This window comes from Nocardioides nematodiphilus (assembly GCF_020216525.1).
GTDB lineage: Bacteria > Actinomycetota > Actinomycetes > Propionibacteriales > Nocardioidaceae > Nocardioides > Nocardioides nematodiphilus.
The window spans coordinates 122,619-141,404 of record NZ_JAIWOY010000005.1 but is presented as its reverse complement, the minus strand read 5'-3'; the positions used below and the strand labels follow the sequence as shown (position 1 = coordinate 141,404).

Here is an 18,786-nt window from a genome sequence, read left to right as displayed (position 1 = left end):
CGCCGAGCCCGCGCACGGCTCCTCGCCGACGCCGCCAGGCGCCGCGGCACGCGGATCCGGGCCGTGCCGATCGCGCTCGGGGGAACGGCCATGGTCGGCGCGATGTACGGCCTGGTCTCCGCCAACCTGCTGGCCGTCAACTTCACCACCATGGACAGCACGGCCGCGATCTACACGAACTACCTCGAGGCCCAGCAGGCCGCAGGGTTCATGGCACCGGGCACCTCGACGGCCGGTGGACAGGTGGCCGCCGAGCTCGGCATCAAGACCCTCAACCTGGTCGGCCTCTGCGTGATCAAGCAGCAGTCCACGCCGTTCGCGATGTCGATGGTGCTCACCGCCGGCATGCCCGTCCCCGACCCGACGGGGGGCAACGCCTTCGACACGAGCACGCCTCCCCCGAGCCCGTACGGGTCGAGCGCGGCCGCGGGCACGGTCAGCGCCAAGATCAACGCGGCCGGGCAGGTGCTCAACCCGACCACCGACCCGGACATCGTGCACGGCGACTACGGCTACCTGAACTCCCAGCTGCTGACGGCCTACGGGTTCCAGGTGGCCGGCCTCGACCTCGGCATCACGGCCGATCAGGTCAACGGACCCAGCTATGCCGGAATCGGCAACTGGCCCACCGGCGGCGGCGGTCGCACGCCCACCGCCGGCGACTTCGGCATCTACGCCGGACAGCTCAACCTCTCCGGCACGGCCGCGAACACCTACGGCCTCAATCTCCAAGGATCCATCTCGTTGCCGAACCTTCGCATCCGGGTGCGCCCCGGAGCCCTGACCCAAGCGGACTGCAGCTGATGGCGACGAAGGCACGACGCGAGGCACGGATCCTCTTCGCCGCGTTCCGTCGGAGCCGTCCCTTCTGGGGCGGACTCTGGACCATCGTCGCCGGAGCATGGATCGTCAAGGTGATGAGCTTCCCCCTCGGGATCGCTCTCAACGGCGGGTGGAGCTACTCCGCCGGCTACGTCGTGGGCGGCAGCCTCATCGTCTTCGGCGTCGTCGCCTGGCTCGCGCCCAACTACCGGATGCTGGCCGGCGTGGTGGCCTTCCTGCTCGCCATCGCGGCCTTCCCCGTCGCTGACCTCGGCGGCTACCTCGTCGGCAGCCTCCTGGGCATTGTCGGCTCCTCGATGATCATCGCGTGGGGCGACAAGCCCGCGCGGCTCGAGCGCGGACGGCGACGCAAGAGGACGAGGGCGGCATGAGCGGCCCGCTGCGCATCGTCCAGTCCGATGGCGCCCAACGCTGGATCGTCGCGCTCACGGTCTGCGTCCTCGTGACGGCGATCGCCCTGTGGCCGCACCCCGGACAGGAGGGCGATGCCGCCCACGCCGCGCTCGCGACCTGCCCGAGGACGCCGACCTCGTACAGCGGCCTCGTGAACGGCAACACCCTCTCGCTCGGCAACGGCACGACGGTCACCCCCTGCATCCCCGACGCTCCGATCCACATGCGGCTCGGCTACAGCGACGGCGGCACGGGCGGAAGCGTCGCGGGTCTCACCACGCAGTTCACGACCGATGGGATCACCTTCCCCGACGGGAGGTACACCTTCTCCAACAGCGGGTGCTCGATCGGCGTCACCTCGGACACCACCCTCGCGAAGCCGACGATCCTGGAGTTCGCCGACGGCACCCAGTCGGCCGGGCCGAGCAATGCCAGCTACTACGGCAACACCGGGTTCTTCTCCTGCGGGACCGCCAGCAACCAGTACAGCCACCTCGGCTGGCCGAGCGGGCGTACCCAGGACAGCAACGCGATGCTCGTCCACATGCGGCTGAAGAACCTCAAGATCTCGAAGAACGCCTACATGACCGTCACACCCCAAGCGGACCCCGCATCGCCCACGGCCGCCGGGACCGGTCAGTACTCGCTGACCTTCACGCCCGCGGATCAGAGCACCGCCGGCTGGAACATCGGCGACTCCTGCGTCTACACGGATCTGTGGCTGCGGGCTGACACCCACATCAAGGTGAACGTCTTCAGCATCAACACGAGCGTCGGCCAGCTGGCCGGTGACAACAGCCTCTGGGGCTCGATCCTCTCCTCGATCGCGACGATGAGCGGTGTGCCCGGTCTGGAGCTCGACGGCTGGGTCTACTACATGAACACCAACAAGGGCAGCGACTGCACGGGCACGCCGACCACGCTCAACCTGCCCAGCACGAACATCGGTGTGACGCCATGACAGCGACCACGCCCCCTCGGCGCACGGGCACACGCTGGCGGACATCCCTCACCCTGCAGGCGATCGGCGTGGCCGCGCTGGTCGGCCTCGGCTCACAGATGTGGGCCGGCCGCGTGATGGGCCTGGGCGGCCTGGGCCTCGTGGTCCAGGACCAGAAGGCGCAGTTCAACACCGCACGGCTCCACACGACCAACGTCGGCTTCGGCATCGTCCCGATCACCTCGCGCAGCACGTCGGGCGACTCGACGAAGTACGCGCTGCGGATGGGCTTCGCCAATGGCGCGCTCGACGGCTTCTGCCTGTCCCAGTCGAAGGACTTCGGAGGGGTCCTGGGCACCTGGACCATCCGGCTGACGTCGCGCGACACCGTCACGAACTCCTACGACGTGGCCGGACAGAACGTCCAGTTCGACGTCACGTCGGCATCCTCGGCCGGCACCCCCAACACGTCGGGCAACGGCATCACCCTCGCGGGGAATGTCGCGCTCGGGGTCGCCCCGCAGACGATCACCACCTGGCAGAGCGGCGGCGTCGACGTGACCAATCCGCTGGACGCGCCGGAGGACTACACCGCCATCGACGGCCGGCTCTTCGGAATCGACTCGGACGTCGGCGACCTCTACAACGTCAAGGGCGACATCTACGACGCCATCATCCAGGGGCCGATCAACATCAAGGGCCTGAAGATCGAGGTCCTACACGACACGGCCGCGAACGTCGGCTGCAAGAACATCCCGATCGTCTACTGACGGCCCGCCCGGGCGGCCACGGTCCCGTCGCCCGGCGGGTCAGACGGCGGCCGCACCGAGGTCGCGCAGCATGCCCTTGACCAGGCGGCGCGAGCTGCCGAGGTTCTCGATCAGCCAGGCGACGCTCTCCGGGTCCTGCAGCGCCTCGCTCTTGCTGAGCGCATCGATGTGGTCGTCGTCGAGCGAGACCACCAGCAGGACCAGCCAACGACCGAGGTCGAGCTTGCGGGCCACGGCGAGCACCTCGGCCATGACGGCGGGGTCGATCGTGGCCGGGACGTTGGCGAGCAGGGGTAGCAGCTCGGCCGGCTGCAGGGCCAGCGCCGGGAGGATGGCGTCCCAGGTGCGGTTGCGAGCGACCGTGTCGATGACGATGTTGCGCACGCCCTCCGTCTGGTGCGCGGCCTGTCCGATGATCCGAGCGGCCTGCCGTACGGGGAGCGACTCCACCAGCATGACCGCCTCGTCGAGGTGGGCATTGATGGCCGCGGCCTGGACGATGTCGAAGAGCCGGTCGTCGGCGAGCAGGTCGACGACGCGCTCGAGGTCCTTCGGGTCGTCGACGTACAGCGCGATCTGGAGGATCTCGGAGCCACCGATCAGCCCGACCAGCTCTTCGAGCGCGGTCAGCGTGATGACCGGGACGAGGCGGCCGGCCGTGACGTACTGCCGGCGGCGCAGCAGCAGCCGGCCGACCTCGACGATCAGCTCGTCGGAGAGCTGCGCGGCGATCGGGCCGATCCGGCGCGGGTCGAGCGAGGGCGCCATGTCGGCGATGAACTCGGGGTCGAGGTGGCGGGCGATCTTGACGGCGTCCTCGACGGCCATCGCGCCGGCGACGCGGGCGGCGACCTGGGGGCCCATCGACTTCTGCACGATGGCGGCGAGCACGCCCGGCGGTACGAGCTTGGCGATCGCCGCGATGCGGTCGAACCGCGACTCGTGCCGGCGGTAGGAGGCCAGCTCGACCTCATGACGCAGGGAGCGGATCGTGACGGCCGGGACGTCGGCGAGGAAGGCGAAGTGAGCAGGGTCGACGGTGAGCACCTGGGCGAGCTTGGCGACCTCGAGACGCGATCCCTTGTGCATCAGGCGCTCTCACCGAGGATCGCGCGGGCGGGTCCGCGGACCGGCCATGGCAGCGCCTCGAGCGCGTTCGCGATGCCGGACTCGATGTTCTTCGCCTCGACCGCGAGGGCGAGCCCGATCGCGGCGTCGAGCTGCCAGAGCTGGCCGGCGTCGAGCTCGCCGAGGCCGTCGAACGCGTCGGGCTCGGTGCCGAGGCGATCCGCGATCGACGCGATGACCTCGGCGTTCTGGCTCGGGAGTGCGCCGGTTCCGCTGGCCGGACCCATGCCGCCGCCTACATCCATGCCGTATCTCCCCAGGTTCGACTAGCGCAGTGACACTGATCGGCCGGGACCCGAGCGACCTTAAGCAGCCCGGATCCGCTGCCACGGACCCGATGGGCTACTCGTCAGTAGTGTGCGGGGCGTCACAGCCCAGGGCATACGGCCCGGACGGGCCATTTGAGCCGGGACCCGAGCCGGACACCGGGACCCAGGGTCAGCGCCCGCGCCGCCACACCACGACCGACTGCCCGGGCTCGGGCGGCCGGATCGCCGGCACGCGGGACGCGGCGGCCGCACCGGCACGACGCGCGGCCAGAGCGTCGCGGAGCAGCTCGCGGGTCGTGGCCAGCTCGGCGAGGAGCTCCTCGTTGCGGGCGCTGAGCGCGTCCACCTGGTGCTCGAGCTCGAGGATGCGACGGACGCCCTCGATGCCGATGCCGGAGGAGGTCAGGTCGGCGATGGTGCGCAACAGCTCCAGGTCGCGGTGGGAGTAGCGGCGCCCGCCGCCTCCGGTGCGCCCCGGCGTGATCAGCCCCATCCGCTCGTACGTGCGCAACGTCTGCGGGTGCAGCCCGGTCAGCTCGGCGGCGACCGAGATGACGTAGACCGCCTGCCCGGGATCGGGCGCTCGCTGGCCGGCCTCGCCGGGACGGGCAGGCACGGCTACGCCTGCGACGGGTCGTCGAAGAGCTTGCTGCGCAACGGCTTGTGCGCGGTCGCGTCGCGGTAGGCCTCGACCGCCGCGCGGGCGGTCGCGTCAAGCACCGCGGGCACCTGCACCTCGACGGTCGCGAGCAGGTCGCCCACCGTGCCGTCCGCCTTGCGCGCGCCCTTGCCGCGGACCCGGAACGTGCGGCCGTTGGGCGTACCGGACGGGATCTTGAGCGTGACCGGGGCACCGGTCAGGGTCGGGATCTTGATCTCCGCGCCGAGCGCCGCCTCGTCGAAGGAGATCGGTACGTCGATGGTGAGGTTGTCGCCCTTGCGGCCGAAGACCCGGTGGCCGGTGACGCGGACGGTGACGTACAGGTCGCCCGCCGGGCCGCCGTTCTCTCCGGCGCCGCCCTTGCCGCGCAGCCGGATCCGCTGGCCGTCCTTCACCCCAGCGGGGATGCGGGCCTGGATCGTGCGCGCCGAGGTGCCGCGGCCGCTGCCCATGCAGGTCGGGCACGGCTCGTCGTAGATCAGCTGCCGCCCACCGCAGCGCGGGCAGGTCTCGTTGAGCGAGAAGGCGCCGCCCACGCCGTTGACGATGTATCCGGCGCCGTCGCACTCGGGGCAGACCTTCGGCTTGGTGCCGGGCTTGCCGCCGGTGCCGGAGCAGTCGGGGCACGGCGCGTCCGAGGTCAGGCGCAGCGAGATCGTGACGCCCTCGAGCGACTCGTTGAAGCCGATCGTCGCGGTCGACTCGACGTCCTGACCCTTGGTGGCTCGGGCGCGCGTGCGGCGGGTGCCGAAGCCACCGCCGGTGGTCGCGCCGCCGCCGAAGAGGTCGCCGAACATGTCGCCGAACCCACCGCCGCCGCTCTGGCCCCGATCGCCGAAGAGGTCCTCGAAGCTGTAGCCGCGACCGGCGCCGCTCCCCGCCGGGAAGCCGCCGCCCTGACCGCCGCCGAAGCCGAAGCCGCCGCCGTAGAGCGAGCGCATCTCGTCGTACTTCTTGCGCTTGGCCTCATCACCGACGACGTCGTACGCCTCCGCGACCCGCTTGAACCGCTCGTGCTTCGCGGCGTCGTCGGGGTTGGAGTCGGGGTGGTTCTCCCGGGCCAGCTTGCGGTAGGCCTTCTTGATCTCGTCGGCGCTCGCGTCCTTGCTGACACCGAGCTCCTTGTAGAAGTCCTTCGTGGCCCAGTCGGACCGGACAGACTCGTCCGCCACCCCTCCTCCTTCCCTTCCTGCTTCGTTGCTTCGTTACTCGGGATCGACGACCAGGACCTGAGCGGCCCGGACCACCCGATCACCGATCCGGTAGCCGGCCTTGGCCAGCACCTTGACGGTGGTCACCTCGACCGAGGCGTCCGCGCCGAGGTGCGAGAGCGCCTCGTGCAGCTGCGGGTCGAACGCCTCGCCAGGCTCACCGAACTTGCTCAGCCCCTGGGCCGTGACGACCCGCTCGAGCTGGTCGGCGACCTGCTTCAGGTCCTCCGACAGATCGCCGTGCTCGCGGGCCCGGTCGATCGTGTCGAGCACCTCGACGATCGGCGCGAGCACCTTGTACGTGGCGTTCTCGGCCACCAGCTCGCGGTCGCGGTCGACGCGCTTGCGGTAGTTGACGTACTCGGCCTGGAGCCGCTGCAGGTCACCGGTCAGCTCGTCGATCTTGGCGGTCAGGGTGTCACCCTCCGGCGCACCACCGGCCGCGTCATCGACGGCGCCCGCGGCCGGGGCCGCGTCGCCGAGCGACTCCTCGACCTCGTCCCCGCCGACGGAGCCCGTGTCGGGCTCCGCCGGCTGGACCGCGTCCTGGCCGTTGCCCTCGGTCACTTGGACTCGTCGCCCGGCTCGTCCACGATCTCGGCGTCGACGACGTCGTCGTCGGCCTCGCTCGTGGCACCGCCGGCGCCGGCCTCGCCACCCGCAGCGGCCTGCTCGGCCTCCGCGGCGGCGTACATCGCGGCGCCCATCTTCTGGCTCGACTCACCGAGCTTGCTGATGGCGGCCTGGATGGCGTCCTTGTCGGCCTCGGTGTCCTCGAGGATCGCCTTGAGGGCGTCGACGTCGGCGGTGACCTCGGTCTTGACCTCGTCCGGGATCTTGTCGCCGTTGTCGGCGAGGAACTTCTCGGTCGAGTAGACCAGCGAGTCGCCCTGGTTGCGGACCTCGACGGCCTCGCGACGCTTGGCGTCCTCCTCGGCGTACTGCTCGGCCTCGCGGACCATCCGGTCGATCTCGTCCTTGCCGAGAGCCGAGCCACCGGAGATCGTCATCGACTGCTCGCGGCCGGACGCCTGGTCCTTGGCGGAGACGTGCACGATGCCGTTGGCGTCGATGTCGAAGGTGACCTCGATCTTCGGGATGCCACGCGGCGCCGGCGGCAGACCGGTGAGCTCGAAGTTGCCGAGCGCCTGGTTCTGCGCCCAGATCGCGCGCTCGCCCTGGGCGACCTTGATCTCGACCGACGGCTGGTTGTCGTCAGCGGTCGTGAAGATCTCGGAGCGCTTGGTCGGGATCGTCGTGTTGCGCTCGATCAGGGTGGTGAAGACACCGCCCTTGGTCTCGATGCCCAGCGAGAGCGGCGTGACGTCGAGGAGCAGGACGTCCTTGACCTCGCCCTTGAGGACACCGGCCTGGAGCGCGGCACCGACGGCCACGACCTCGTCGGGGTTGACGCCCTTGTTGGGCTCCTTGCCGCCGAGCAGCTCCTTGACGACGTCGGTCACGGCCGGCATGCGGGTCGAGCCGCCGACGAGGACCACGTGGTCGATCTCCGACAGGGCGATGCCCGCGTCCTTGAGGACGTTCTGGAACGGCACCTTGGTGCGCTCGAGCAGGTCGGCGGTGATCTTCTGGAACTCCGCGCGGGTCAGCGTCTCCTCGAAGTGCAGCGGGCCCGACTCGCCGTGCGTGATGTACGGCAGGTGGATCGTGGTGTTCTGGCTGGAGGACAGCTCGATCTTCGCCTTCTCCGCGGCCTCCTGGAGGCGCTGGGTGGCGATCTTGTCGGCGCTCAGGTCGACGCCGTTGGCGTTCTTGAACTTGCTGACCATCCACTCCACGACGCGGTTGTCCCAGTCGTCGCCACCGAGGTGGTTGTCACCGGAGGTCGCCTTGACCTCGACGACGCCCTCGCCGATCTCGAGCAGGGAGACGTCGAACGTGCCGCCACCGAGGTCGAAGACCAGGATCGTCTGGTCGTCGCCCTTGTCGAGGCCGTACGCGAGCGCGGCGGCGGTGGGCTCGTTGACGATGCGCGCGACGTTGAGGCCCGCGATCTCGCCGGCCTCCTTGGTCGCCTGGCGCTGCGCGTCGTTGAAGTACGCGGGCACGGTGATGACGGCGTCGGTCACCGGCTCACCGAGGTAGGCCTCGGCGTCGCGCTTCAGCTTCTGCAGCACGAAGGCGCTGATCTGCTGGGGGGTGAACTTCTTGTCGTCGATCTCGACCGACCAGTCCGTGCCCATGTGGCGCTTGACGGAGCGGATCGTACGGTCGACGTTGGTGACCGCCTGACGCTTGGCGACCTCGCCGACGAGGACCTCGCCGGACTTGGCGAAGGCGACGACGGACGGGGTCGTACGGGCGCCCTCCGCGTTCGCGATGACGGTGGGCTCGCCGCCCTCCAGGACCGACACCACGCTGTTGGTGGTGCCGAGGTCGATGCCGACCGCACGTGCCATGGGTGTTACCTCCGAAGAAAGTGGTTGCTCTGCAGCCATCCTGCGCCGCAGATCCGAGTGTTGCAAATAAGTTGAGCCAACTCAACTCAACTTTGCTCATATGTCCCAACTGAGGTCGATGCGAATCCATTCCCGAGGGAATACCTCCCCCCATGCCCGGTTGGGACAGACATGAGCGTTCCTTCGCTGACCCTCAACGACCAGACGACCATCCCCCAGTTCGGCCTCGGCGTGTGGCAGGTGCCCGCCGACGACACCCACCGCGTGGTGAGTGAGGCGTTCGAGCTGGGCTACCGCCACATCGACACCGCGCAGATGTACGGCAACGAGGCGGGTGTCGGCTCGGCCCTCGCCGCCTCCGGCCTCGCCCGCGACCAGGTCTACGTGACCACGAAGCTCAACAACGGGTTCCACGAGCCGGCCCGCGCCAAGCAGTCGCTCGAGCAGTCCCTGGAGAAGCTCCAGCTCGACCAGGTCGACCTCTTCCTCATCCACTGGCCGCTGCCGAGCAGGTACGACGGCAACTTCACCCGTACGTGGGAGACGCTGGTCGAGCTGCGCGATGCGGGCCTCACCCGCTCCGTCGGCGTCTCGAACTTCCAGGCCGCCCACCTCGACACGATCGTCGCCGCCACCGGCGTCGTCCCGGCCGTCAACCAGATCGAGGTGCACCCGTACTTCGACAACGCCGCGCGCGAGGCGACCCTGCGCCACGGCGCGCTGGTCGAGGGCTGGTCCCCTCTCGGTCAGGGCGGTGGCGAGCTCGACGACCCGGTGATCACCGGGCTGGCCGAGCGCTACGGCAAGTCGCCTGCGCAGATCATCCTGCGTTGGCACCTCGACCGCGGGGACATCGTCTTCCCGAAGTCGACCCGCCGCGAGCGGCTCGCCGAGAACATCGACGTCTTCGACTTCGCGCTCACCACCGAGGAGATCGCCGCGGTGGCGGCGCTCGACAAGGGCGAGGCCGGTCGTACGGGTCCGAACCCGGACACGTTCGACTGGATCCCCGCGTAAGGCCTATCCGACGGTGACGGACACGACGTTGGAGGTGATCCCCGACGTCGTGTCCCTCATCCGGAACTTCTGCACACCGAGCTGCCCGGTCTGCACGTAGGTCTCGAACTGACCGCCGGAGACGGCGGCGTCGACCGACAGGAAGTCCTGCCACGTGCCGCCGAGCTTGCGCTGCACCTGCAGGATCGCGCCCTCGCCGCCGGGGTAGACGCCGCTGAGGTCGATCTGCTGCATCGGTGCCACCGAGGTCTCGCCGGCCGACAGGGTGATCTGCTTGGCCTTGGCGCTCGGGCTCTGGCTCGGCGACGCGGTCGCGGTCTCCGGCTCCTCGGTCGGCTCGGCGGTCTCCGTGGACGGCACCAGGGTGACCAGCGGCGAGTCGGGCGTGGGGGTCGACGAGGGCGTCGGCAGGTAGAGCGTCTGGCCGGCCGAGGAGGACCCGCCGTCATCACCGACGCCGAAGACGTGGGTGCCGACGATCGCCACGGCGCCGAGCACCAGTCCGACCGCGAACGTCACCGCGACCAGAGCGATCAGGCCGGCGAGGATCGGGTGCTTCTCATCCTGGGGCAGCTGCACAGGCTTCCTTCCACCGTTCGCTCGAGCGCTTCGCCGCCCATCTTCGCAGGCCCGCCCAACGAGCGGCGAACCCGCTGAGCGCCGATCACGTCACGTCGTCGATCCCCAGGATCTCGTGGTGCAGCGCGACCTGGTCGCGCGCGGCGCGACACGTCAGCGTGACCGGCGGCGTGTGGGTGCTGCGCACCCGGATCAGGTACGCGTGTCCTTCGTGGGCGAACGACGCCTCGGTGAGCAGCCCGCCGTCACCCGGCGCGCCGCTCTGCGAGCGCGAGACGAGGCGAAGCCCATCGGGTGTGGACAGCTCGAGACGGCGGCGCAGCGCGATCTCGGCGGCCTGGACCGGCATCGGGTAGCAGGTGCGTCCCCGCAGGTGGTCCAGCTCGACCTCCCCCGCCAGCCGCGCCCGCGCGATCGCGACGGCCGACTCGGGCGTGAGGCGGCCGTAGTAGAGGCCGTCCGGCGCGACCAGCATGTTGGCCGCGAACCGGTCGCCGCCCAGGTGCGAGACCTCCCAGGTGTGGTCGGGAAGCGCCTGCGCGAGCGCGGCGGCCACCGGCCGGCCCTGCTCGGCGCAGCAGGCATCGTGTCGCCCGTGGGTGCACACCGCGAAGAGCGGCTCGTCGTGCGCCGCCAGTCCGAGCGAACGACCCGCGCGCAGTGCCGGGAGGTCGAGGTCCAGCACCGCTCGCGGGTCGTCGAGGATCGCGGTCTCGGTCCAGGAGTAGGGCGCCCGCGCGTGGACCGCGAAGAGCCGCCGCGGCGCGTCGGCGGTCGCGGTGCGCGCGGGCCGGCGGATCAGGAGCATGCGTACGCCGGCTGCGTGCGCATGCGCGCGCAGCCCCTCGGCGAGCCCGTCGGGGAACCGTGCGTCGCGCAGCGCGTCGACGCCCCACGGCCCGGGGTGCTCCAGCAGCAGGAACGCCGGAACCGTGGAGGCGCTGCCGGCGACTCCCTCGCTCCGGGCGGCGCTGGCGACCGAGCAGCGGAAGTCGTCGCTCAGCGTGCCACCTCGAGCAGTCCCTCGCGCACCAGCCGGCGGCACAGCACCAGCCGGCTCTGCTCGTCCAGCTCGAGCTCGGCGGGGGTGAAGCTCGCCGCGGCCCGGATGTGCTGCAGCACCGGCTGGAGACGCGCCGGCAGGGTCAGCACCCGATCACCCAACAGCATGTCGACCCGGCCCTCCGGCACAGCCGACTCGGCCCTCCGGCGCAGCACACAGGGTCGCCCTGCGCGCCGGCGCAGCACGGTGTCGTCGCCGATCTCGGTGACCGCGTCGAGCAGACCGCCGGAGACCCGTACGGGGCGCGTGGTCAGGAACCGCCGCACCTCCGCCTCCGCGGCCTCGTCCGCGTCCACCCCGGAGATCGCGTCGGCGAGCTCGCGCAACCGATCGGCGAGCCCGTCCTGGAGCGCGCCGGGGTCGTCGAGGTAGCCGGCGGGGAGATGGTCGTCGGGCGGCAGCAGGCCCTCGACCGTGCGACGCAGCAGGCCGCGCCAGGTGAGCTGGTTGATCCCGATGGTGACGTGCAGCGAGACCGCCTGCTGAGCGCGGGCGGCGTGCGGCGTGCCGGTCGGGAGGTAGAGCGAGAGGCCGGGCTCCATCGTGATCGCCTCGACCGTGCGGCCGGTGTCGCGGGCGGCGATGACCTCCCAGTCCTTGGCGCCGGCGGTCTGGAACACGAAGACGTCGTGACTGTCGCTGTGCACCGCGAAGCCCTGCGACCCGGCCGGTGTGAGGTAGGCGTTGGCCTGGCAGGGATGGCCCAGCTCGAGCTCGAGCTCGGCGACGAGATCGGCCAGCGGCTGGTGGTAGCGGTGCAGCCCCTGGAAGACGATGGTGGCGCCGTCGCGGAAGAGCGCGAGCGCCTTGTCAGGGTCGATCAGGCCGCTCATCGCCTGCCCGGCGATGGTGGCGTGCCGGGTGAACCGCTTCTCCGGCAGGACCGCGCCGTCCTGCGCGATGCGCAGCGCAGGCGTGCGCAGCGCCGAGCCCGTCAGCAGCCGGTCGGCGTCCTCCAGGGAGAACAGGCCGGTCAGGCGATGGGGCTCGGTGCGGTGGAGGTGGGTGTGGGACGCCCAGATCTTCTCGGTGAAGAGCCGGGCGTCCCCACTCAGCAGGTCAAGGGCGCTCAGGACACGCCGTCCGTGCCGTCGGTGCCATCGCCGTCGGTGCCGTCCGTACCGTCGCTGTCCGAGCCGTCCGTGCCATCGCCGTCGGTGCCGTCCGTACCGTCGCTGTCCGAGCCGTCCGTACCGTCGCCGTCGGCGCCGTCGGTGCCGTCGGTGCCGTCACCGTCGACACCCGGCTCGGGCATCTGCGGCGCGTCGGCGGGACCCGAGTAGGTCGTGGTCATGTCCTGGTCGGTGAGCGACTCGTTGCCGAGATCCGTCATGGGGGCCTCCAAAGCAGTGGATGTTCGGGCAGAACCGACGGTACCCACCGGGGCATACGGCATGCTGCGACGCATGGAGTTCCAAGACGTCGTACGAACGCGCCGGATGGTGCGTCGCTACCGCCCCGATCCGGTCGCCACCGAGCAGGTCGACCGCGTGCTGCGCAACGCCGTTCGGGCGCCCAACGCCGGGTTCTCCCAGGGGTGGTCCTTCCTCGTCCTGGACACCCCCGAGGACGTCGCCCGGTACTGGGACCTCTTCGTCGGCGACGAGGAATGGGAGGCCGACGGGTGGCTGCGCGGGATGCGCACCGCCCCCGTGCTGATCCTCCCGTGCTCGTCGAAGGCCGCCTACCTGCGCCGCTACGCCGAGGGCGACAAGGGCTGGACCGACGAGGACGAGGCCCGCTGGCCGATGCCCTACTGGCACATGGACACCGCGATGGCGGTGATGCTGATGCTGCAGACCGTGGTCGATGAGGGGTTGGGCGCCTGCTACTTCGGCATCCCGCCGCGGCACGAGAGCGAGGTGCGGGCCGCCTTCGGCATCCCGGAGGAGTGGGACCCGATCGGCGTGGTCTCGATCGGACACCCGGACACCGGCGGCTCCCAGGGATCCCCCTCGCGCCGCACGCGCAAGCCGATGGAGGAGGTGGTCCACCGTGGCCGCTGGTGAGGCCGACCGCGCCCTCGACCCCGCGATCGCGCGGCTGCAGGCGCTGATCCGGATCCCGACCGTGGCGACCGGCACCGAGGAGGCGGCCGCACACTTCGAGGACCTGCTCGCGACCCTGGCGCGCACGTACCCGCTCCTGCACGCCCTCGACGTGACCCGCATCGCCGCCCACGGGCTGCTGATCCGCTGGCCGGGCCGCTCGAGCGAGCGGCCGGTGGTCCTGATGGCCCACCTCGACGTGGTGCCGGCGGTCGGCGAGTGGCGCCATCCGCCGTTCTCCGCCGAGATCGCCGACGGGGCGATCTGGGGCCGGGGCACGCTCGACGACAAGGCCAGCGCCGCCGCGATCTGCGAGGCGGCCGAGGCGCTGCTCGTCGAGGGGTTCGCGCCCGAGCAGGACATCTGGATCAGCCTCGGCTGCGACGAGGAGGTAGGCGGTGTCGCCGCCCGCGCCGCGGTCGCCGAGCTCCAGCGACGCGGCGTGCAGCCCTGGTTCGTGATCGACGAGGGCGGCGCCATCGCCGAGGAGGCGTTCCCGGGCGTGGCGCCCCCGCTGGCGGTGATCGGCGTCGCCGAGAAGGGCACCACCACTCTCGAGCTGTCGGTCACCGGCGACGGGGGCCACGCGTCCGTCCCGGTGCGCAACGGCCCCACCGTCCGGCTGGCGAAGGCACTGACCCGGATCGACTCGCTCTCCATGCCGGGCCACCTGCCCGAGCCCACCCTCGAGCTCTTCCGCCGGATCGCCCCGCACGTGCCGGCGGCGCTGCGCCCGGCGCTCGGCAACATCGGCCGGGTGTCTCCCGTCGCGGTCCGGCTGATGCCGCTCGCCGGGCCGGAGGCGTCGTCGATGACCCGCACGACGCTCGCGATCACCACGCTGGAGGCCAGCCCCGCGATCAACGTCATCGCCACCTCCGCCAAGGCCGGGATCAACGCCCGCGTGATGGTCGGCGACACGGTCGCCGACGTGGTCGCCGCGGTGCGCTCCGCGATGCGCGACGACGCGGTCGAGATCACGGTGGTCGAGGCCGGCGAGCCGACCCCGATCAGCCCGATGGACGACGCCTTCGGGCTGCTCGAGGCGTGCGTCGGCGAGATCTTCCCCGAGGCGGTCGCCACCCCGTACGTGATGATGGCGGCGACCGACTCGCGGTTCTTCACCGCGATCTGCGAGCGGGTCTACCGCTTCACGCCCTTCCGGATGTCGAAGGCCCAGCGGGCCGCCATCCACGCCGCCGACGAGCATCTCCGGATCGAGGACTACCGGCGCGGCATCGACTGGTACCGGCTGCTGATGGAGAGGCTGCCCGGATGACCGGCACCGTTCCAGGGATGCGCACAGCACCCACCGTCAAGCAGACCGTCTGGTCGGTCGTCGGCCTGTTGCTCCTCCTCGAGGTCGCCAGCGGCGTGCTGCAGGGCTACTACACGCCCATCTACACCGACATCGCGCGCCACCTCGACATCAAGGACGCCGACGTCAACTGGTTCGAGGCGGCGCAGCTGATCGTCTCGGCGATCGCGGTGCCGCCGCTGGCCCGCCTGGGCGACCAGATCGGGCACAAGAAGATCCTGGTGATCGCCACGCTCATCACCGCGGCCGGCACCTGGGCGACCGCCTTCGCGCCGTCGTTCGGCGTCTTCCTCGCGGCGTGGGCCATCACCGGGGTGTACGTCGTCTGGCTGCCGCTCGAGGTCGCGATCGTCCACCTGCGGGCTCACGGCGACGAGGGCCTGACCCGGCGCGGCGCTGCGCTCCTGGTCGCCACCTTGGAGGTCTCGGTGATCATCGGCGCCGGCGTCTCCGGCGCCGTGGTCGGGCCGTTGCCGATGGTGGCCGTGCTCGCCGTGCCTGCGGTGGTGATCACCGCGGTGCTGCTCGCGATCTGGCGCTGGCTGCCGCCGACCTCGCAGCCCACCGGTGGCCGCTTCGACTGGACCGGGCTGACGCTGCTGACCGCGATGGTCGGCCTCGTGATGGCCGGCCTGGTGGTCGTCCGCGTCTCCGGCCCGGGCTCCGTGCTCGCCTGGGGCCTGATCGTCCTCGGCGTCGCGATGGCCGTCCCCTTCGCCCGGGCGCAGCTGCGTGCCGCGGCGCCGCTGGTCGACATCCGCCTGCTCGGCACCCGGGCCCAGCTGCCGATCCAGCTCACCGCGGCTCTGTCGGGCATGTCGGTCCTCGGCGCGCAGATCCCCCTGTCGACCTTCGCCCGTACCGACCCGGCGGTCGCGGGCTACGGGCTGGGCACGGGGGCCGGCTTCGTCTCGGTGCTGATCGTCGTCTACGTGTTCTCGATGGTCGTCGGAGCGCTCCTCTACCCGCGCCTCACCCGCGCCACGTCGGTGCGACCCGCGATGGCGATCGCCGCGGTGCTCGTCGCCCTCGGCTACGCGATGTGGCTGCCCTGGCATGCCACCACCGCCCAGGCACTGACCAACATGCTCGTCGCCGGTCTCGGCTCGGGCGCCCTGGTCGCGGCCATCCCGGCAGCGGCCGCGGCGGCCGCCCCCGCCTCGAAGGCCGGCATGGCGACCGGGCTGACCAACGCGATCAAGACCCTCGGCGGCGCGGTCGCCTCGGCCATCTTCGCGATCGCGCTCTCGGCCACCGGCTCCATCGCCGACCCGACCAAGGGCCACGCGCCCCTCTCCGGCTACCTCACCGTCTGGGCGGTCTGCTCGGCCGCCGCGCTGGTGGCCGCCGCCCTGCTCCTCCTGGTCCGCCCCACCGCTGGCCCGGCCCTCGCGCACCGCTGACCCGGCCCTCGCGCACCGCTGACTCGGCCCTCGCGCACCGCTGACCCGGCCCTCGCACACGGTCGACTCGGCCGTCCCGCACGTCTGGAACACGCTCGTACGCTGAAAGCATGGGCGAGGAGGAGTTCGACGAGATCCATGTCGAGCCGCTCAGCGACGACGAGTCCAAGGCGGCGGCCGCGTCGCGGATCCAGCAACAGCAGACGTGGGTCGACGTGCAGCTGCGCGCGGCGATGGAGCGCGGCGACTTCGACGACCTCCCTGGTGCAGGTAAGCCGATCGAGGGGCTCGGCGAGGAGCACGACCCGGACTGGTGGCTCAAGCAGCTCGTCGAGCGGGAGCAGCTGGTCGTCCTGCCGCCCAGCGTCCAGCTCCGCAAGGACGACGCCGAGCTCGACGGCCTGCTCGACAAGCAGAACCGCGAGTCGGCGGTCCGCGAGATGGTCGAGCAGTTCAACGCCCGCGTCCTCTGGGCGCGCTACCAGACGCCGGTCGGCCCGCCGTTCATCACACAGCCGCGCGACGTCGACGAGACCGTCGAGCGGTGGCGCGCCCGTCGTACGGAGCGCCTGGCGGCGATCCCGCCACCGCCACCCTCGACCCGCAAGCGGCGCTGGTGGCGACGCCGGTGACGGGTCCCGACGGCGACCCGGACCGCCGCGCCCCTCGGCAGCGACAGACCCACCCCTCGGCGTGTGACATTTCCCTTACCCGCGGGTAACCAGGTCTCGCTAGGCTCGGCCGCATGAGCCACAAGTCAGCCAAGGACTTCTTCGCGCCGCTGGCCGTCGGCGCGCCCGCACCGCTGCGCGAGATCCCGGCCCGCCCGAGCCGCGCGATCCACTTCTTCGATCCCGGCAACGAGAAGATGGCCGCGAAGGTGCCCGACATGGTCGGCACGGTCGACGTGCTGCTGGGCAACCTCGAGGACGCCGTCAAGGCCGAGAACAAGGAGAAGGCCCGCGAGGGTCTGGTGCAGATCGGCCAGAGCGTCGACTTCGGTCCGACGCAGTTCTGGACCCGGATCAACTCGCTCGACAGCCCCTGGGTGCTCGACGACCTGACCACCCTGGTGCCGGCCATCGGCGACAAGCTCGACGTCATCATGGTGCCGAAGGTGCAGGGCGCCGAGGACATCCACTACATCGACCGGCTGCTCGCCCAGCTCGAGGCGAAGGCCGGCATCAGCAAGCCGCTGCAGGTGCACGCGATCCTCGAGACCGCGCGTGGCGTGGCCAACATCGAGGAGATCTGCGCGGCCTCCCCCCGCATGCAGGGTCTCTCCCTCGGTCCGGCCGACCTCGCGGCCGACCGCCGGATGAAGACGACCCGCGTCGGCGGCGGCCACCCCGGCTACCTGGTGCGCCAGGACCCGGAGCGCGGCGAGGACGGCGTCCCGCTGTACGACGGCCCGCGGACGACCTACCAGCAGGACCTGTGGCACTACACGATCGCGCGGATGGTCGACGCCTGCGCGACGCACGGGATCTTCCCGTACTACGGCCCCTTCGGGGACATCAAGGATACGGTCGCCTGCGAGGACCAGTTCCGCAACGCGTTCCTGCTCGGCTGCGTCGGCGCCTGGTCGCTGCACCCGGCCCAGATCAAGATCGCCAACAAGGTCTTCTCCCCCAGCGTCGAGGACGTCAAGCACGCCCGCCGCGTCATCGCCGCGATGGGCGACGGCACCGGCGCGGTCATGCTCGACGGCAAGATGGAGGACGACGCCTCGGTGAAGCAGTGCAAGGTGATGGTCTCGCTGGCCGAGGAGCTGGCGGCGATCGATCCCGAGCTCAAGAAGCAGTACGACGCGATCGAGCTGGAGGCCTGATGAGCACCGACACGTTCCGGGCCCGCCGCTCGGTCCTCTACATGCCCAGCTCCAACGAGCGCGCGCTGGAGAAGGCCAAGACCCTCCCGGTCGACGCCCTCATCCTCGACCTCGAGGACGCCGTCGCCCCCGACGCCAAGCCGCAGGCGCGCATCAACGCGGCCGACGCGGTCACGAGCGGCGAGTACGGCACCAAGGAGCTCACCATCCGGATCAACGGTGCCGACACCGAGTGGCACCTCGACGACCTCGCCGCCGCGGCCGAGGCCGGCCCGGACGCGATCGTCGTCCCGAAGGTGAACTCCGCCGACGCGGTCCGCGAGCTCATCGCCGCCTTCGAGAAGGCGGGCGTCCCGGAGAAGACGAAGCTCTGGGCGATGATCGAGTCGCCGTACGCGATCCTGCACGCCGAGGAGATCCTCGGCGCCTCGGAGCGGCTGACCGTCGCCGTGCTCGGCACCAACGACCTGGTCAAGGAGCTCTTCGTCGACCACGTCCCCGGCCGCACGAACCTGGTCACGAGCCTCCAGCTCGCGGTCCTCGCCGCCCGCGCCACCGGCACCTCGATCCTCGACGGCGTCTACAACGACGTGAAGAACATCGAGGGTTACCTCGCCGAGGTCGCGCAGGGTGTCGCGTACGGCTTCGACGGCAAGACCCTGATCCACCCCGGCCAGGTCGAGGGCGCCAACGAGGGCTTCGCACCGGGCGCCGAGGCGATCGAGAACGCTCGCGGCCTGATCGCCGCCTTCGAGGCGAGCACCGGCGGCGTGGTCACCTACAACGGCAAGATGGTGGAGAACCTCCACGTCGAGTCCGCGCGCCGCACCCTGTCGATCGCCGAGGCGATCGCCGCGCTGTAAGCGTCGAGAGGTCACCCTCTGCGGGCGCG

Annotated in this window: 21 protein-coding genes; 11 read left to right on the top strand and 10 right to left on the bottom strand. The window is 71.0% G+C overall.

Annotation, left to right across the window (positions count from 1 at the left end; translation table 11 throughout):
* Nucleotides 1-63 precede the first annotated feature (63 nt).
* The 4 genes from KSO98_RS18905 to KSO98_RS10585 all read left to right on the top strand — a co-directional run bounded on the left by KSO98_RS18905 (nucleotide 64) and on the right by KSO98_RS10585 (nucleotide 2,946).
* Nucleotides 64-804: a DUF6230 family protein gene (locus tag KSO98_RS18905; RefSeq protein ID WP_225285503.1), complete on the top strand. Its 741-nt coding sequence runs from the start codon at nucleotides 64-66 to the stop codon at nucleotides 802-804.
* Nucleotides 804-1,214 (top strand): DUF6114 domain-containing protein, encoded by a 411-nt coding sequence (locus KSO98_RS10595; protein ID WP_225285498.1) that lies wholly within the window; start codon nucleotides 804-806, stop codon nucleotides 1,212-1,214. The genes KSO98_RS18905 and KSO98_RS10595 overlap by 1 nt, the downstream gene beginning before the upstream one ends.
* Complete coding sequence (locus tag KSO98_RS10590; RefSeq protein WP_225285496.1) at nucleotides 1,211-2,197, top strand: hypothetical protein; 987 nt, start codon at nucleotides 1,211-1,213, stop codon at nucleotides 2,195-2,197. Before KSO98_RS10595 ends, KSO98_RS10590 begins: the two co-directional genes overlap by 4 nt.
* A 68-nt stretch (nucleotides 2,198-2,265) precedes the next feature.
* Entirely contained in the window at nucleotides 2,266-2,946 is a 681-nt protein-coding gene (locus KSO98_RS10585; protein WP_225285495.1) for a DUF6230 family protein, read from the top strand.
* 39 nt (nucleotides 2,947-2,985) lie between these two features.
* Here the strand turns inward: KSO98_RS10585 and KSO98_RS10580 are convergent, their stop codons facing one another.
* The 6 genes from KSO98_RS10580 to dnaK all read right to left on the bottom strand — a co-directional run bounded on the left by KSO98_RS10580 (nucleotide 2,986) and on the right by dnaK (nucleotide 8,635).
* Nucleotides 2,986-4,035, bottom strand: a complete 1,050-nt coding sequence (locus KSO98_RS10580; protein WP_225285494.1) for a hypothetical protein — start codon at nucleotides 4,033-4,035, stop codon at nucleotides 2,986-2,988.
* Nucleotides 4,035-4,301, bottom strand: a complete 267-nt coding sequence (locus KSO98_RS10575) for a hypothetical protein (RefSeq protein WP_225285493.1) — start codon at nucleotides 4,299-4,301, stop codon at nucleotides 4,035-4,037. The genes KSO98_RS10580 and KSO98_RS10575 overlap by 1 nt, the downstream gene beginning before the upstream one ends.
* A gap of 211 nt (nucleotides 4,302-4,512) precedes the next feature.
* Nucleotides 4,513-4,959 carry a heat shock protein transcriptional repressor HspR gene (locus KSO98_RS10570; protein WP_225285492.1) on the bottom strand — a complete coding sequence of 149 codons (447 nt, stop codon included), beginning with the start codon at nucleotides 4,957-4,959 and terminating at the stop codon, nucleotides 4,513-4,515.
* Nucleotides 4,960-4,961: 2 nt separating this feature from the next.
* Complete coding sequence (locus KSO98_RS10565; protein WP_225285489.1) at nucleotides 4,962-6,176, bottom strand: DnaJ C-terminal domain-containing protein; 1,215 nt, start codon at nucleotides 6,174-6,176, stop codon at nucleotides 4,962-4,964.
* Nucleotides 6,177-6,209: 33 nt separating this feature from the next.
* The gene (gene grpE, locus KSO98_RS10560) at nucleotides 6,210-6,782 is read right to left on the bottom strand and encodes a nucleotide exchange factor GrpE (protein ID WP_225285488.1); all 573 of its coding nucleotides are present in this window, start codon (nucleotides 6,780-6,782) and stop codon (nucleotides 6,210-6,212) included.
* Nucleotides 6,779-8,635, bottom strand: a complete 1,857-nt coding sequence (dnaK, locus tag KSO98_RS10555; RefSeq protein ID WP_225285487.1) for a molecular chaperone DnaK — start codon at nucleotides 8,633-8,635, stop codon at nucleotides 6,779-6,781. The genes grpE and dnaK overlap by 4 nt, the downstream gene beginning before the upstream one ends.
* Nucleotides 8,636-8,806: 171 nt before the next feature.
* On the opposite strand from dnaK, the gene KSO98_RS10550 reads away from it, so the two are divergent.
* Complete coding sequence (locus KSO98_RS10550; RefSeq protein ID WP_225285486.1) at nucleotides 8,807-9,652, top strand: aldo/keto reductase; 846 nt, start codon at nucleotides 8,807-8,809, stop codon at nucleotides 9,650-9,652.
* A gap of 3 nt (nucleotides 9,653-9,655) precedes the next feature.
* Here the strand turns inward: KSO98_RS10550 and KSO98_RS10545 are convergent, their stop codons facing one another.
* From KSO98_RS10545 to KSO98_RS10530, 4 genes are all read right to left on the bottom strand, one after another.
* Entirely contained in the window at nucleotides 9,656-10,231 is a 576-nt protein-coding gene (locus KSO98_RS10545; RefSeq protein ID WP_225285484.1) for a hypothetical protein, read from the bottom strand.
* Between the two features lie 85 nt (nucleotides 10,232-10,316).
* Nucleotides 10,317-11,276 carry a ferredoxin family protein gene (locus KSO98_RS10540; RefSeq protein ID WP_225285483.1) on the bottom strand — a complete coding sequence of 320 codons (960 nt, stop codon included), beginning with the start codon at nucleotides 11,274-11,276 and terminating at the stop codon, nucleotides 10,317-10,319.
* A complete protein-coding gene (locus KSO98_RS10535; RefSeq protein WP_225285482.1) occupies nucleotides 11,231-12,127 on the bottom strand; it encodes a JmjC domain-containing protein in 897 nt (298 codons plus the stop codon). The genes KSO98_RS10540 and KSO98_RS10535 overlap by 46 nt, the downstream gene beginning before the upstream one ends.
* A gap of 236 nt (nucleotides 12,128-12,363) precedes the next feature.
* Complete coding sequence (locus KSO98_RS10530; RefSeq protein ID WP_225285480.1) at nucleotides 12,364-12,627, bottom strand: hypothetical protein; 264 nt, start codon at nucleotides 12,625-12,627, stop codon at nucleotides 12,364-12,366.
* 73 nt (nucleotides 12,628-12,700) lie between these two features.
* Here KSO98_RS10530 and KSO98_RS10525 point away from each other — a divergent pair, with 73 nt between their 5' ends.
* The 6 genes from KSO98_RS10525 (at nucleotide 12,701) to KSO98_RS10500 (ending at nucleotide 18,757) form a co-directional block, all read left to right on the top strand.
* The gene (locus KSO98_RS10525; RefSeq protein ID WP_225285479.1) at nucleotides 12,701-13,303 is read left to right on the top strand and encodes a nitroreductase family protein; all 603 of its coding nucleotides are present in this window, start codon (nucleotides 12,701-12,703) and stop codon (nucleotides 13,301-13,303) included.
* Complete coding sequence (locus tag KSO98_RS10520; RefSeq protein ID WP_225285478.1) at nucleotides 13,290-14,621, top strand: M20/M25/M40 family metallo-hydrolase; 1,332 nt, start codon at nucleotides 13,290-13,292, stop codon at nucleotides 14,619-14,621. Before KSO98_RS10525 ends, KSO98_RS10520 begins: the two co-directional genes overlap by 14 nt.
* Nucleotides 14,622-14,638: 17 nt before the next feature.
* A complete protein-coding gene (locus KSO98_RS10515) occupies nucleotides 14,639-16,063 on the top strand; it encodes an MFS transporter (protein ID WP_225285476.1) in 1,425 nt (474 codons plus the stop codon).
* A gap of 110 nt (nucleotides 16,064-16,173) precedes the next feature.
* Entirely contained in the window at nucleotides 16,174-16,695 is a 522-nt protein-coding gene (locus KSO98_RS10510; RefSeq protein WP_225285475.1) for a DnaJ family domain-containing protein, read from the top strand.
* A gap of 113 nt (nucleotides 16,696-16,808) precedes the next feature.
* Nucleotides 16,809-17,894: an HpcH/HpaI aldolase/citrate lyase family protein gene (locus KSO98_RS10505; protein ID WP_225285474.1), complete on the top strand. Its 1,086-nt coding sequence runs from the start codon at nucleotides 16,809-16,811 to the stop codon at nucleotides 17,892-17,894.
* Nucleotides 17,894-18,757, top strand: a complete 864-nt coding sequence (locus KSO98_RS10500) for an HpcH/HpaI aldolase/citrate lyase family protein (protein ID WP_225285472.1) — start codon at nucleotides 17,894-17,896, stop codon at nucleotides 18,755-18,757. Before KSO98_RS10505 ends, KSO98_RS10500 begins: the two co-directional genes overlap by 1 nt.
* Nucleotides 18,758-18,786 lie beyond the last annotated feature (29 nt).

Excerpts from the sequence above, each read along its gene's own strand:
- KSO98_RS10580 (WP_225285494.1), bottom strand. The coding sequence starts at position 4,035 with ATGCACAAGGGATCGCGTCTCGAGGTCGCCAAGCTCGCCCAGGTGCTC.
- KSO98_RS10550 (WP_225285486.1), top strand. The coding sequence starts at position 8,807 with ATGAGCGTTCCTTCGCTGACCCTCAACGACCAGACGACCATCCCCCAG.
- KSO98_RS10535 (WP_225285482.1), bottom strand. The coding sequence starts at position 12,127 with ATGAGCGGCCTGATCGACCCTGACAAGGCGCTCGCGCTCTTCCGCGAC.
- KSO98_RS10590 (WP_225285496.1), top strand. The coding sequence starts at position 1,211 with ATGAGCGGCCCGCTGCGCATCGTCCAGTCCGATGGCGCCCAACGCTGG.
- KSO98_RS10500 (WP_225285472.1), top strand. The coding sequence starts at position 17,894 with ATGAGCACCGACACGTTCCGGGCCCGCCGCTCGGTCCTCTACATGCCC.
- KSO98_RS10515 (WP_225285476.1), top strand. The coding sequence starts at position 14,639 with ATGCGCACAGCACCCACCGTCAAGCAGACCGTCTGGTCGGTCGTCGGC.
- KSO98_RS10575 (WP_225285493.1), bottom strand. The coding sequence starts at position 4,301 with ATGGGTCCGGCCAGCGGAACCGGCGCACTCCCGAGCCAGAACGCCGAG.
- KSO98_RS10530 (WP_225285480.1), bottom strand. The coding sequence starts at position 12,627 with ATGACGGATCTCGGCAACGAGTCGCTCACCGACCAGGACATGACCACG.
- KSO98_RS10525 (WP_225285479.1), top strand. The coding sequence starts at position 12,701 with ATGGAGTTCCAAGACGTCGTACGAACGCGCCGGATGGTGCGTCGCTAC.
- KSO98_RS10510 (WP_225285475.1), top strand. The coding sequence starts at position 16,174 with ATGGGCGAGGAGGAGTTCGACGAGATCCATGTCGAGCCGCTCAGCGAC.
- dnaK (WP_225285487.1), bottom strand. The coding sequence starts at position 8,635 with ATGGCACGTGCGGTCGGCATCGACCTCGGCACCACCAACAGCGTGGTG.
- KSO98_RS10505 (WP_225285474.1), top strand. The coding sequence starts at position 16,809 with ATGAGCCACAAGTCAGCCAAGGACTTCTTCGCGCCGCTGGCCGTCGGC.
- KSO98_RS10595 (WP_225285498.1), top strand. The coding sequence starts at position 804 with ATGGCGACGAAGGCACGACGCGAGGCACGGATCCTCTTCGCCGCGTTC.